Origin of the sequence: Kitasatospora sp. NPDC057738, assembly GCF_042798815.1 — a bacterium.
GTDB classification, from domain to species: Bacteria; Actinomycetota; Actinomycetes; order Streptomycetales; family Streptomycetaceae; genus Kitasatospora; species Kitasatospora lactacystinica.
This window is the reverse complement of sequence record NZ_JBHVJT010000047.1, coordinates 1-12,841: the sequence shown is the minus strand read 5'-3', so window position 1 is coordinate 12,841 and position 12,841 is coordinate 1. Positions and strand designations below refer to the sequence as shown.

Annotated in this window: 12 protein-coding genes; 7 read left to right on the top strand and 5 right to left on the bottom strand. The window is 73.7% G+C overall.

Annotation, left to right across the window (positions count from 1 at the left end):
* Positions 1 to 48: 48 nt before the first annotated feature.
* Positions 49 to 834: an SDR family oxidoreductase gene (locus ACFVGO_RS24395; RefSeq protein WP_359899689.1), complete on the bottom strand. Its 786-nt coding sequence runs from the start codon at positions 832 to 834 to the stop codon at positions 49 to 51.
* Between the two features lie 188 nt (positions 835 to 1,022).
* Between ACFVGO_RS24395 and ACFVGO_RS24390 the strand changes: the two genes are divergently transcribed.
* The 7 genes from ACFVGO_RS24390 (at position 1,023) to ACFVGO_RS24360 (ending at position 6,285) form a co-directional block, all read left to right on the top strand.
* Positions 1,023 to 1,526: a nuclear transport factor 2 family protein gene (locus ACFVGO_RS24390; protein WP_359899687.1), complete on the top strand. Its 504-nt coding sequence runs from the start codon at positions 1,023 to 1,025 to the stop codon at positions 1,524 to 1,526.
* Positions 1,527 to 1,644: 118 nt separating this feature from the next.
* A complete protein-coding gene (locus ACFVGO_RS24385; protein WP_380633998.1) occupies positions 1,645 to 2,091 on the top strand; it encodes an RrF2 family transcriptional regulator in 447 nt (148 codons plus the stop codon).
* An 85-nt stretch (positions 2,092 to 2,176) separates the two neighbouring features.
* Positions 2,177 to 3,655: an MFS transporter gene (locus ACFVGO_RS24380; RefSeq protein ID WP_380633996.1), complete on the top strand. Its 1,479-nt coding sequence runs from the start codon at positions 2,177 to 2,179 to the stop codon at positions 3,653 to 3,655.
* Positions 3,656 to 3,736: 81 nt separating this feature from the next.
* The gene (locus ACFVGO_RS24375; RefSeq protein WP_380633994.1) at positions 3,737 to 4,480 is read left to right on the top strand and encodes a class I SAM-dependent methyltransferase; all 744 of its coding nucleotides are present in this window, start codon (positions 3,737 to 3,739) and stop codon (positions 4,478 to 4,480) included.
* Between the two features lie 58 nt (positions 4,481 to 4,538).
* Complete coding sequence (locus ACFVGO_RS24370) at positions 4,539 to 4,886, top strand: hypothetical protein (RefSeq protein ID WP_359899679.1); 348 nt, start codon at positions 4,539 to 4,541, stop codon at positions 4,884 to 4,886.
* A gap of 131 nt (positions 4,887 to 5,017) precedes the next feature.
* A complete protein-coding gene (locus ACFVGO_RS24365) occupies positions 5,018 to 5,857 on the top strand; it encodes an SDR family NAD(P)-dependent oxidoreductase (RefSeq protein WP_380633991.1) in 840 nt (279 codons plus the stop codon).
* A gap of 227 nt (positions 5,858 to 6,084) precedes the next feature.
* Positions 6,085 to 6,285, top strand: coding sequence for a hypothetical protein (locus ACFVGO_RS24360; RefSeq protein WP_359899675.1), 201 nt, complete (start codon positions 6,085 to 6,087; stop codon positions 6,283 to 6,285).
* A gap of 375 nt (positions 6,286 to 6,660) precedes the next feature.
* Here ACFVGO_RS24360 and ACFVGO_RS24355 read toward each other — a convergent pair whose 3' ends face one another.
* The 4 genes from ACFVGO_RS24355 to ACFVGO_RS24340 form a co-directional block, all read right to left on the bottom strand.
* Complete coding sequence (locus ACFVGO_RS24355; RefSeq protein ID WP_380633988.1) at positions 6,661 to 8,694, bottom strand: hypothetical protein; 2,034 nt, start codon at positions 8,692 to 8,694, stop codon at positions 6,661 to 6,663.
* The gene (locus ACFVGO_RS24350) at positions 8,691 to 9,833 is read right to left on the bottom strand and encodes a VWA domain-containing protein (RefSeq protein ID WP_380357142.1); all 1,143 of its coding nucleotides are present in this window, start codon (positions 9,831 to 9,833) and stop codon (positions 8,691 to 8,693) included. The genes ACFVGO_RS24355 and ACFVGO_RS24350 overlap by 4 nt, the downstream gene beginning before the upstream one ends.
* Positions 9,830 to 12,112: a DUF5682 family protein gene (locus ACFVGO_RS24345; RefSeq protein WP_359899669.1), complete on the bottom strand. Its 2,283-nt coding sequence runs from the start codon at positions 12,110 to 12,112 to the stop codon at positions 9,830 to 9,832. Before ACFVGO_RS24345 ends, ACFVGO_RS24350 begins: the two co-directional genes overlap by 4 nt.
* Positions 12,112 to 12,841, bottom strand: a 730-nt coding sequence (locus tag ACFVGO_RS24340; protein WP_380633985.1) for an AAA family ATPase, incomplete at its 5' end; no start/stop codon positions are given. The genes ACFVGO_RS24340 and ACFVGO_RS24345, both read right to left, overlap by 1 nt.

The window sequence follows — 12,841 nt, the reverse complement described above, 5'->3', positions numbered from 1 at the left end:
CCCGCTCGCACCGGGCGTCCCGTGGGGCCGGCTGCCGACGGCCCGCCCTCAGCGGAGACTCTGCGCCAGCGGATGCAACTGCTGGTCGAGGACCTCGAATCCGCCGTCGACCCGGATCACCTGGCCGGAGGTGAAGCCGAAGCCGTCGTCGGCTACGAGGGCCACGGCACGCGCGGCGTCCTCCGGTTCCACCCTGCGCGCCGCCACCGAGCGGGCGGTGGTGTACTTCCAGAACTCCTCGCTGAACTCCGATGTGGCGTCGGTGTGCACGGCGCCGAGGGCGACGGTGTTCACGGTCACCCCGTGCTCGGCGGCGATGCCGGCGATGTGGCGGCCGAACGTGTTCAGCGCCGCCTTGGCGACGGAATGGGGCAGGGCCATGCCGATGGTGTCCGACGCCGTGCTGGAGATGTAGATGATCCTGCCCGACCGCTGTTCGCGCATGACGGCGAGCGTGCACTGGGTGAGGAAGAAGGAGCCGGCGAGTTCCCCGTTGATCTTCGCGGCGAACGCGTCCCAGTCCAGCTCGGCGAAGGACGCGAAGGGCGGTGTCACGGTGTTCGCGTTGCAGATCAGCAGGTCGATGCGCCCGTGGTCGGCCCGCACCCGCTCGACGAGGGCGCCGACCTGTCCGGCGTCGCAGACGTCGGCCCGCGCCGCCTCGGCCGTGCCGCCGCGCGACTCGATCTCCGCGACCACGTCCGCCGCCGCGTCGGCGTCGCTCCGGTAGTTCACGATCACGTGGTAGCCGCGGCCGGCCAGTTCCTTGGCCGTCGCGGCGCCGATGTTGCGGCCCGCACCACTGATCAGGGCGATGCGCTTCGACTGGTTCACGGTGTCTCCCGTTGGGTGTCGCCGGCGTTCCTGCGGCTCGACCCTAAGCGCCCGAGGGAATTCGAGGATTGCGGACCGACCACAGGAAAGGCGCGCGGGCCTTGTGGCTCGTGTCGTGCGGCTGCGACTCTCGGTCCGGTTTCGGCACGAGGCGGAACGGGATCCGGTGGCGCAGGAGAGGATGCACGATGGCGGACGAGGTTGACCTGGCGGCCCGGATCGGCGAACTGTCGGCCAGAGTGCGCGAACTCGAAGCGATCCGTGAGCTCACGAGGCTGCGCAACGCCTTCCACCACTGCCTCAACGCGCAGGACTGGGAGGGCCTCGGCGCCCTGTTCACCAGGGACGCGCACCTGGCCTACGGAAGTTTCGGCGATGCCCGTGGGCGTGTGGCGATCCGGGAGTACTACAGCGCGCTGCTGCCGAAGATGGTCGAGCTCCAGGGTGCCTCCGAGGTGGCCCTGAGGAACTTCAACCAGGCCCATCAGGTGGAGGTCGACGGCGACCGCGCGTCCGGGGCCTGCTTCTTCGTGGAGCACGTCAGGTTCGACAAGGCGGACCTCGTGCACCAGAGCGTCGGCCGGTTCTCCGACACCTATGTGATCGAGGACGGGCGATGGCTGTTCGAGCGCGTCGAACTGGACCACTACTGGGTGGTTCCGCAGAACAAGGAATGGCGCTGGCCCTGGTGATGCCGCACGCGGTCCCGGACGGTCCCCGCGGCCGGTGTGCCGGATTGACACGTGGATCCAACTGCTACTAGCGTTGTTGCAGTTGGATCGGCGAGGCGATCGTCGCGAAGGGGTCACGGTGAGCATCAGCAGCAGGAGTGCGGTCGCGATTCACGCGCTCACCATGCTGGGGCGCTGGGACCGCTCGCTGACCTCCGCGGAGATCGCGGAGAGCCTGGCCAGCAATCCGGTCCTGGTGCGGCGGATCCTCGGCAGTTTGCGGGACGCCGGCCTGGTCTGGTCCACCGAGGGGCGCAACGGCGGCTGGTCGCTCGCCCGGCCCGCCCGCGAGATCACGCTCTACGACGCGTACGCCGCCGTGGAGGCGGGGCCGATCCTTTCGCGGCACCCGCATCCACCGAGCGCCGAATGCGAGGTGGGGCGGAGCATGCAGAAGCTGCTCGAAGCGGAGTTCCAGGACGCGGAGCGGGCCATGAAGGAACGGCTCGGGCGGACCACGATCGCCCACCTCGTCCGACAAGTGCTGGCCAGCGAGCGCGAGGTCGCGCAACGCGTCACCAGCTGACCGATGGCGGAGGCAATGTCCTCCGCCGTCCTTTTGCCCTAACTGTAACTATCATGGTGGCGGAAAGTCACCCGAAGGGCCTCGCATGACTTCCACGTCGACCACGACCGGGCGGACCCGCTCAGAACTGGGCTTACTGGCCGTGCTGATGCCGGCGATCCTCGCCACCGTCACGGCCAGTGACATGGTCAACCTGATGCTTCCGACGATCGGGTCCGAGTTCGGGGTCTCCGAGGCGGAACTCGCCTGGGTCGTCACCGGGTTCCTGCTGATGTTCTCGGTCGGGATTCCCCTGTACGGCCGCATCTCGGACCGGGTGAGCCTGCGCCGTCTCTTCGCCTTCGCGCTCCTCACCTACGCCGTCGGGAGCCTGATCTGCGCGATCTCCCCGAACCTGGGCGTGCTGGTGACCGGGAGGATCGTGACGGGCATCGGCGCGGCCGCGATCCCCGTGCTCTCGATCATCGCGGTCACGACGCTGCTGCCGCCGGAGCGGCGCAGTGTCGGGATCGGCGTCGTCTCCGCCGGTGCGGGCGTCGGCACCGCGGCCGGACCGGCGCTGGGCGGCGGCATCGGGGAAGCGCTCGGCTGGCCCGCGCTGTTCTGGATCATGCTCGTGGTCGCGCTGCTGCTGCTCTTCCCCGCCCTGCGGGTACTCCCGGACGAGACTCCGCAGGGCTCGGGCCGGCTCGACCTCCCCGGTGGCGTGCTCCTCGGCCTCGGAGCCGGTCTCGTCCTGTTCGGCATGACCCGGGCGCAGGTCTCCGGCTTCACCGACCCCCTGTCCTGGGGCAGCCTCCTGGTCGCGGTCGCGGCGCTCGTGCTCTTCGGGGTGCGCACCGTCCGTGTCGACCAGCCGTTCGTTCCGCCGGCGCTGTTCACCAATCGCGTCTACCGGACCGGCATCCTCGTCGCGTTCCTGGCCATGGTCGTCAACCTCGGCGGTCTGGTGTTCGTCCCGCTGCTGCTGGTGGATGTCAACGAACTCACCCCGGGCAAGGGCGCCTTGGTGATGATCCCGGCCGGAGTCGTGACCGCGCTTCTCTCGCCGTGGATCGGACGCCTCGCCGGCCGTGTCGAGGCGCGGGTCCTGGTGTTCTCCGGGCTCGGCCTCATCGGGCTGTTCTCGCTGTTCCTCTCGTCCTTCACCGGCGGCTCCTCGGTGGTCTTCGCCGGTATCGGGATCCTCGGGCTGAGCATCGGCTTCATGTTCGTGATGACCACCATCATCGGCGCCGCGGCGAGCGAACTGCCCCCCGAGCAGGTCGGTGTCGGCCTCGGGATCCTCCAGGGGGCCCAGTTCCTCGGGGCCGGTACCGGCCCCGCCGTGTTCGGTGTGCTGGTGTCCGCGCGGCAGCAGAGCGGCAGTGACGCCATCAACCCGCTCTACTCCGGTCACAACGGCTCGGCCTACTCCGACGTCTTCCTGGCCATGGCCGCGGTCGTCGTCCTCACGCTCGTCGTCGCGTCACGGATGCGTCCCACGGCCGGGGCCGGGACCGGGCCGAAGGCCGAGGCGGCCCCGGCGGCCGCGCCGACGCAGGAAGCGAACAACGTCCACTAGGGACGCGGCTGCCCCGCGTCCGGGGCGCATCAGATCCGGCACGTGCTGGGTGACGAGCTTGCGAGCGACAAGGGGACCGGCATGACCACGCAGCGGACTTTCTCCCAAGAGGACAAGGAATACGAAGCGTTGTACGCGGGGCGCGCGTCCTTCGACGGCGCCGCCCCCGGTGAGGTGCTGATTCCCTGGGACATCGGCGAGCCCCAGCGAGCCGTGGTGGAGCTGGCGCGCGCGGGAGGCTTCAGCGGCAAGGTGCTCGACGCGGGCTGCGGACTGGGTGAGAACGCCATTCTGCTGGCGGGCCAAGGGTACGAGGTGACCGGCGTGGACGGTTCACCCAGCGCGATCGAGCAGGCGGCGCGACGGGCCGGGGCCCATGGCGTGCAGGTGCGGTTCCTGACCTCGGACGCCACCGAACTGGACGGTGTCGGAAGCGATTTCGACACCGTGCTCGACAGCGGCCTCTACCACTGCCTGAACGACGAGCAGAGGTCGGCGTACGCTGCCGCGCTCCACCGGGTGTGCCGGCCGGGTGCCGTGCTCCACCTGTTCTGCTTCGCGCAATCCGTGCCGTCGGGGACGCCGATCGTGGAGGAGGCCCTGATCAGCGAGGCCAACCTGCACGCGAACCTCGGCCGGTACTGGGAGATCCAGGACATCTCCGAAGCCGTCTTCGCCACGAGCTTCACCCGCGAACTCCTGGCCAAGCTGGGCACGGCGGGTGCCCAGGACACCGGTGCCAGGCCGGGCCCGGACGCGATCCAGGTGGACGAACGCGGGCGGGTGCTGACACCGATGTCCTACGTGCGTGCGCAGCGCGGGTGAGGCCCCGCCGTCCTGGGCCGCGTGGGTGGCGCGGCCCGGGACGCAGGGCCCGGACCCGGTGGACGCGCCCGAGGAGCGGCTCGTCGAGTTGGTCCGGGCGGTCCAGGGCATGGCGCCGAACGCCAGGGGCTGCCCCCTCCGCAACACGCATGCGGAGTTTCCCGACCCGGACCATCCGGCGCATCAGGTTTCCCTGAAGCACTTCCGGCGCGTGCGCGAGCAACTGCGGGACCTCGCACGCAGGACTCCGGCCGCGGACCCGGACCGGCTGGGCGACCGGATCATGCTGATCATCGACGGCGTCTACGTGAACGGGTCGACCCTGGGTTCCACTGGTGCCGCGGAAGCGGCGGTCGGGCTCGCCGGTGACGTGGTCCGGGCGGAAATCGCCGCCGCGGCCGGCTGAGTTCCCTTCTCCGCCTTCCTTTCCCGATTTCTCTCTTTTCCCGCCACCCCGTCCAGGGGTGAAGTCTGCCCGCGGGCGGGAGCTTTCCGCCGCGCGGAATCTCACGACTCAGTGTTCCGAGGAGGACCACGGTGAAGACCATTGTTGTCACGGGGGGCACGTCCGGTATCGGGCAGGCGCTCGCGAACACCTGTCTCGGCCGGGGGGACCGGGTGGTCGTCATCGCCCCGGATCCGGTGAAGGGGAATCAGTTCCTCGACACGGCACGGAAGTTGGGCGCAGCCGACCGTGCCGTCTTCGTCGAGGCCGATCTCAGCCTCGTCAGCGAGAACCGGCGCGTCGTCACGGAGATCACGGACCGGTTCGCGGCGGTGGACGTACTCGTGCTGTGCGCGCGGTACTTCCGCAGCCATCGGATGGTGACCTCCGAAGGGATCGAGCACAATTTCGCGCTGTACTACCTCAGCCGGTACCTGCTCGGATACGGCCTGGCCGATGTGATGAACAAGGCCGAAACGCCGGTCGTGATGAACATCGCCGGTCCTGGGGTGGGGGCGCCGGGCATCCACTGGAACGACCTCGGCTTCGAACGCGGCTACGACGGCTGGTCGGCCATGTTCCAGGGCGGCCGGCTCAACGACCTCCTCGGTGTCTCGTTCGCCGAGGGAGGGAGCACGCGTCGCGCCCGGTACGTGCTGCTGTTCCCCGGCGGGACACGCACCGGCTTCGCGGGCGAGTTCGACGCCGCCACCGCGGCGCACATCGAGCAGATGAAGCGGGCCGCGCAGCCGGTCGAGTTCACCGTCCCGCCGATCGTCGAGATCATCGACGCTCCGCCCCGGGAACCGCTGAGCGCCTTCGTGGAGGGCACACCTCTCAGTCTCCTCCGCCCGGCGTTCGACAAGGGCGCCGCGGCGCGGCTCGACAGCATCACACGGGACCTCCTGCGCGACACGGCAAGCGCCTCATGACGAACGGTCCGCAGCCGGTGCCCACGTTCCGCCGAATCGCCCCCGTGCCGTCAGGAAGGCAGTGAACGCCATGACCGAACCGGTGTCGATGCCCCACAACCACCGTCGGGCCGAGTGTCCGTTCCGGCCCGGGGCCGCGCTCGTGGAACTGCACGAGGACCCGTCGCTGCACCGGGTTCCGGTGCCGAACTCCCAGCTCGGTGAAGTCGGAGCCGTACTCGTCACCCGTGAGGACGACGCCCGCACCGTGCTGTCCGACGCCCGCCACGAGGTCGGGTCAGCAACTCGCCCGCCTCGAACTCGGCATCGCGCTGCGCGCGTTGTTCCGTCGCTTCCCCGGCCTGCGGCTCGCGGTCCCGTTCGAGGAGATCGAGTACCGCACGGAATCACTGGTGTACGGGGTCAAGAGCCTTCCCGCCGAGTGGTGATCCGCCCGGGGGACGCCCCGGGCGGAACGTCGCACGCGGGTGAGCCGCCCTCCTGGCCGGAGGGCGGCTCCGGGCCGCTCGCGGCAGCGCGGTCGGGGGTCAGCCGCGCGGCCGCCGCCCCTGCACGACGCGGATGCGGCGTCGGTCCCCGGGGGCCGAGCAGGCCGACTCGCCGTCCATGGCGCCATGGTGGCGCTTTCGTGAAGAATTCGGCGCCGCAAGAATGAAACTTCCGCCGTATCTCAGTCCTTGAAACGAAACGTTGACTTTTTTGAGATCGACTCCGTACGGTGCGCCCGGCGTCGGGGCCCGGGAGAGCGGGAGGATTCTGTACGGGACCTCGGGGACCTCGGGGGGCGTCCTCGGCGAAGGTGCTCAGGGGCGGCCGGCGGTCTCCCGGTGCGCCTCGACGGTGACGGCGAGCCGGACGGCCGCGTCCGACCAGGTACGGGCGGCGGCGTCCGGGTCGCCCGCGCGTACGGCGTGGGCGAGGGCGCGCAGGAGCTCGGCGGTGGTGGCCAGGCCGCCGCGGTCCAGCCGGGCGGCGGTGCGGTCCAGGCGGGTCAGGGTGGGGCCGTCAGGGTGGCGCAGGCCCCGGTGGGCGGTGTCTGCGAGGGTGGCGAGCGCCTCGGCGAGGTCGGCGGCGACGGGGTCGGCCGACGGCGGTGCGGCCGGGCCGAGGGCCGTGGACGCGGTGCCGGGAGCGAGGTCGGGGACGACGACGGTGCCGCCCGCGAGGAGCGCGACGGGCTCCAGGACGGTGCGGCCCGCCGCCCGTCGGAGGGTGGCGCTGACGTGAGTGACGGCGCCGGACCCGAGCGCCGCGGCGAGCGCGTCGAGGGAGCCGGGGCAGGCCGGGTCGTAGGTGGCGGCGAGGGTGGCCGGGTTGCCGGCGGCGTCGCGGACCGCGGCCTCCAGGCGCTGCTCGGCGGCGTCGTACCGGACCCCCTCGACGGCGGAGAGCCGCACCACGTGCAGGGACTCGGCGGCGATGCGGGGCCGGATCAGCCGCGGCGGCCGGCCCTCCAGGGTGCGCAGGTGGGCGTCGAGGTCGGTGAGCAGCAGCGGGGCGGGCAGGTCGGTCCAGGAGCCGCCGACCGGGGTGACGGTGGTGGCGGCGGTCCGACCGCGGCCGAGGCGGAGTTCACGGGCGGCGCTGCGGACGGCGCTTTCGCTGACCACGTTGCCGGCGGCGAGGGCGTCGAGGCGGTGGCCGGCGATCCGGCGGGCGGCCAGCGCGTGCCCGGTCGGCGGACGGCCGTCGGCCGGGACGTCCCAGCCGCGGCGGAGCACCAGGACGGTGCCGGCGGCCGGGTGGGCGAGGTAGACCTCGGCGGACCGGGTCGTCGCGGTGCCGCGGATCCGGCAGCCCAGTGCGGTCAGGCGGATCCGGCGCAGCGGGGTCTCGGCGGTCTCCCGGACACCGAGTACCTCCGACCTGGACGCGCCGGGGCGGGCGGCGGCGCGGTGACGGGCGTGGAGCTCGGCCAGCAGCAGGGCCAGCTTCTCGGGCCGGTGGTCGGCGGACCGGGCGGCGTACGCGTCGAGCTGGCCGATCAGGTCGGCGACCAGGCCGGCCGGCCAGTGCAGGGAACGGTCGGCGAGTTCGTCGCGCACCCGGTGGAGATCGGCGGTGAGGACCGGCCCGGCGTGCACGGCGCCGTCGAGCAGCAGCTCGCGGGCGAGACCGAGGGCGGCGTCCAGGACCGGCGGGATGCCCGCATCGGGCTCGGGACGGCCGCCGAGGGTGACGGCCGGGCGGCCGTCGGCGGCCCGGAACGCCCAGACCGCGAGGGCGATCATCTCGCCGCGGCGGTCCTGCGCGGCGTCGGTCACCGCGAAGCCCAGCTCGCCGGGGACGGGGAACCGGACGGTGCAGGCGGCCAGTTCGGCGACCGGCTGCGGATCGTCCGGGCGCGCGTGGTGCAGCCGCGCGGCATAACCGCGCTCCAGCGTCCGGCGGGCGGCGGCCACGGCGCGGGCGCCGACGGCGGCGGTCAGCGCCTCGTCGTCCAGCGCGCCGGGGGACCACGCGGGGGCGGGCGCGGGGGTGTCGGGCGTGCCGGGGCTGCCGGAAGCGGCGGGGCCGGGGCGAGGACCCGGTGGGGCGGCGTCGGCGTCGTCGGCGGCGGCCTGCTGATGGGCGAGGACCAGGGCGATCCGGTGGCGGCACACGCCCGGGGCTCCGCAGGTGCAGCTGCCGCCGTCCAGCCCGGTGCCGGGCGGCAGGACGACGGAGTTGCCGTCCGGGCAGCTGCCGCGAAGCGTGCCGTTCGGGTCGAGGTCGGGCACCGGCCCGTCGCCCGCGGCGACTTCGCGGGCGGCGCGCTTCACCAGGCCGCGATTGGCGAGTGCGGCGAGCGTGTCGGTGTCCAGGGCGAGCAGATCGGCCCGCGTCGCGGCGGTCATCGGCCGAGCCGCTCGGCGACGAACTCGGCGAGCATCCCCGGCGTCATCGCGCCCACGTGCGCGCCGGCGTCCGCGAGCTGCCCGGCCAGCTCGCGGTCGTACGCGGGGGCGGCCTCCTCGTCCAGCGCGGCGAGTCCGAGCACGGTGGCGCCCTGCCCGGTCAGCGAGCGGACGGTGCGCAGCAGCCGGTACCGGTCGCCGCCCTCGTAGAAGTCGCTGACCACCGCGAGGACGGTGCGCCGCGGGTTCTCCACCAGCCCGGCCGCGTAGTCGACGGCACGGGCGATGTCGGTGCCGCCGCCGAGCTGGACCCGCATCAGCAGCTCCACCGGGTCGGTGACGTCGGAGGTGAGGTCCACCACCTGGGTGTCGAAGGCGACCAGATGGGTCTTCAGGCCGGGAAGGCTCCACAGGCAGGCCGCGGTGACCGCGGAGTGGATCACCGAGCCGACCATGGAACCGGACTGGTCGACGAGCAGGATCAGCTGCCACTGCTCCAGGTGCCGGCGGGTGCGGGAGTGGAAGTGCGGGCGTTCGATCAGGATCCGCCGCTCGGCGGGCCGGTAGCGGCCGAGATTGGCCCGGACGGTGCGGCGGAAGTCGAAGTCGCGGGCGAGCGGGCGGCGGCTCGGGCGGGCGGACCGGGCGCCGGTGAACGCCTGGCGCAGCTCCGGGGTGAGGCGTTCCATCAGCTGCCGGACCACCGCGGCCACGATGCGGCGGGCCTGGCCGAGCAACTGCTCGTTCATCAGGTGCTTGGTGCGGAGCACGGCGCGCAGCAGGGCGGCGCTCGGCTCGACCCGCTCCAGGACGGTCGGGTCGGTGACGATCTCGTCGATGCCGTAGTGCTCGACGGCGTCGCGCTCCAGGCGCTCGATCGTCTCGCGCGGGAAGAGCCGGTGGATGTCGTCCAGCCAGTCGACCGCGGTGACCCGGGACGGTTCCGCGCCGGCACCGCGGATGCCGCGGCGGTCGAGGTCCTCGTCGCGGCCGTACAGCCACTCCAGGGCGGCGTCGCGGGCGGCGCCGTCGGCGCCCGGGCTGCCGGTCCAGGGCTCGGCGGGGGAACCGAGGACCAGGCGCCAGCGCTCCAGGGCGGGGTCGGGTGCCGTTGCGGGTGCCGGCTCGGGCGCGGTCACCGGGCGCTCCGCAGGCCGTGGCGGTCGAGCAGGGCGGTCACGTTCTCCTCCAGGGCGCGGGCGGCGGCCAGGTGCGCGGGGTCGGCGGTGGTGCGGAGCAGGGCGCGGGCGGAGCCGCGCAGGCCGCGACGCTCGATCAGACGGCGGGCGATCCGTTCGCGCTCGCGCGGCGGGAACCAGGCGAAGGCCTGGCGCAGGGCGGGGAGGGCGATGAGGAACTCGGCGTCGGTGAGCTCGGCGAGGACGGAGTCCACGGCGGCCAGCAGGGAGCCGTCGCCCGCGTCGGCGGTGACCTCCTCCCGGGCGAGTGCGAACAGGCCGGCCAGCCAGTCGCCGAGCGCGCCGGGGTCGCCCGCGGCGTGCAGGGCGGCGGAGGCGAGGTCGGGATCGGCCGTGGGGGTGAGGGCGAGGTGGAGGCCGTGGGCGCCGCCGCGCAGGTCGGCGGGGGCGTGCGGGTCGCGGGCGATGCGGAGGGCGAGGGCGGCGGCGTCCTCGGGGGTGACCGTGAGCAGGTCGGGGGCGTGGCACAGCGCGTCGCGGACGGCGGCGAGGGCGGCGAGGCGCGCCGGGTCGGTGCCGGAGCGGCCGTGCGCGCCCTCGACCAGCCACAGGACGCGGGTGACGGCGCCGTCGACGACGGCGGCCAGCAGCGGGCTGCGGGCGGTGCCGTACACCCGGTCGTGCCGCCACAGGCCGAGCGCGGTGGCGAGGACGGAGCCGAGGGCACCCGGGTCGGGGTGGCGGGCGAGGACGGCGGTGAGCGCGGTCAGCAGGCGGTCGGTGAGGGCGGTGGCGCCGCACAGCACGGTGTCGAGGAGCAGGGCGGCGAGTTCGGTGTCCGTGGGCCCGGTGGTGCGGGCCCGTTCGGCGAGGACGGTGGCGGCGGCCTCGTCGAGGGTGGCGCCGTACGCGCCCGCCTCGATCAGGGCGGCGTCGCGGCCGGTGTCCGGTCCGGCTTCCCAGCGTTCGGTGGTGACCGGGTCGGCGCCGTGGGCGGGGCCGGCGGTGCGGTGGCGGCCGGGCACGCCGAGGACGCGCAGCCGGTGCAGGGTCCGGCTGGCCGTCAGACCGTCCTCGGTGGTGAGCTCGCAGGTCAGCGGGCGGGTGCCGGTGGCCCCGATCGCGGCGAGCCGGGCGGCGGCGTCGTGGACCAGCGGCGGGGCCGGGGTGTCCGGGTGCAGCCGCCCGGTGCGGGAGCCGCTGCACGCGGCGACCATCTCGACCACCACCGGGTGGCTGCCGGGCGCCAGCGGGGTGCGCTCCGACCAGGGCAGCGGCCGGGTCAGGTCGTCCTTGACCAGCGCGCCGGCCAGGCCGTCGAGCACGTCGGTACGGGCCGGCACCGGGTGGCCGCGCAGCGCGGCCAGGCCGCCGGTGAGCGCGGCGGCGGCGACCAGGTCGGCCGTGGAGACGGGGTGGCGGCGCCCGCGCAGCCGCGACACCACGGACTGCCGCAGATGGTCGGCGGCGGCCTCGGGGCCGTCCTCCCACAGCCGCTGGTAGTAGGCGGGCGAGGGCATGCCCGACTGGTAGCCGGCGAAGGCGTCCAGCTGCCGGAACGAGTAGGGCACCAGGTAACTGCCGGACACCGCGCCGGGTCGCGGCGCCGGCAGCGCGGGCCGGCCGGGCACCTCCGCGGGCCGCTCGGCGAGGGTGCGGAGCGCGGGGGTGTGGAAGCCGCCGGTGACCACCAGCACGGTCGCTGGTCCCGCCTCGGCCAGGACGGCGCGGATCCAGGCCGCCATGTACGCCTCGCGGGCCCGGTCGCCCTCGTCCGCCTCGGCGTCCCCGCGGACCAGGTCGAAGTAGGCGTCCAGTCGCCCGGCGAGCCCGTCCGCCGGCGCCACCTCGAACAGGCCGTCCCACAGCGCGTCCACCGAGCCGGTGCCGAAGCGCGAGCACAGCCGGGCGGTGGCCTCGGCGTACCGGGCCTCCGCGTCGGCGTACCGGTTGGCGCGCAGTTCGAACGCCGGGTGCCAGGACGGCAGGTCGACGAAGAGCACCTCCGCGCCGGCTGCCCGGCCCTCCCGCAGCGCCACCCACTCGGGCGAGTAGTCGCACAGCGGCGTCCAGGTGGTGGCGGTGCGCTCGGCGTCGCGGTAGTGGCTGAACACGGCGATCGGCAGGTCGTGGCCGAGGGCCAGCTCGTCCAGGCGGCCGTTGAGGTCGGCCGGCCCCTCGACGAGCACGTACGCGGGCCGCAGCCGTCGGACGGTGTCCGCCACCAGACGGGCGCAGGCGGGGGAGTGGTGGCGGACCCCGAGGAAGACCGCGGGCATCAGCCGGCCAGCAGGTGGCGGGCTTCGTGCACGGCGTGCCAGTGCGGGCCGCGCCGCCGCGGGACCCGCTGCTCCAGGTAGCGGCGCAGCCGGGCCAGGTCCTCCGGACTGTCCTTGGCGGCGGTGCCGGCCAGGCTGGCGACCAGGTCGGCCGCGTTGCCGGCCTCGCCGCGCAGGTACCAGCCGCGCAGCCCGACCGCGTGGGCGACCGAGACCGCCTCCGCGGTGCTCATCACCGCGGACAGGCGGTCACCGCCCTCACCGGCCCGCAGCTCGCGGAACGTGGTGACGAGGACCTCCAGCAGGTCCCGGTCGGGCGCGGCGGCCACCCCGGAGCGGCGCAGCAGGTGCGCGGACTCGGCCTCCACCAGGGCGAGTTCGGTGTCCAGGTCGGGGATCGGGAAGACCGTCTCGAAGTTGAACCGGCGCTTGAGCGCCGCGCTCATCTCGTTCACCCCGCGGTCGCGGGTGTTGGCGGTGGCGATCACGTTGAAGCCCTGCTTGGCGAAGACCATCCCCTCCGGCCCGTCCAGTTCGGGGATCGCCACCACGCGCTCGGAGAGCAGGGACAGCAGTGAGTCCTGCACCTCCAGCGGGCAGCGGGTGATCTCCTCGAACCGGACCAGCCGGCCGTCGGCCATGCCGCGCAGCATCGGCGCGGGCACCAGTGAGCGGGTGGAGGGGCCCTCGGAGACCAGCAGGGCGTAGTTCCACGAGTACTTGATCTGG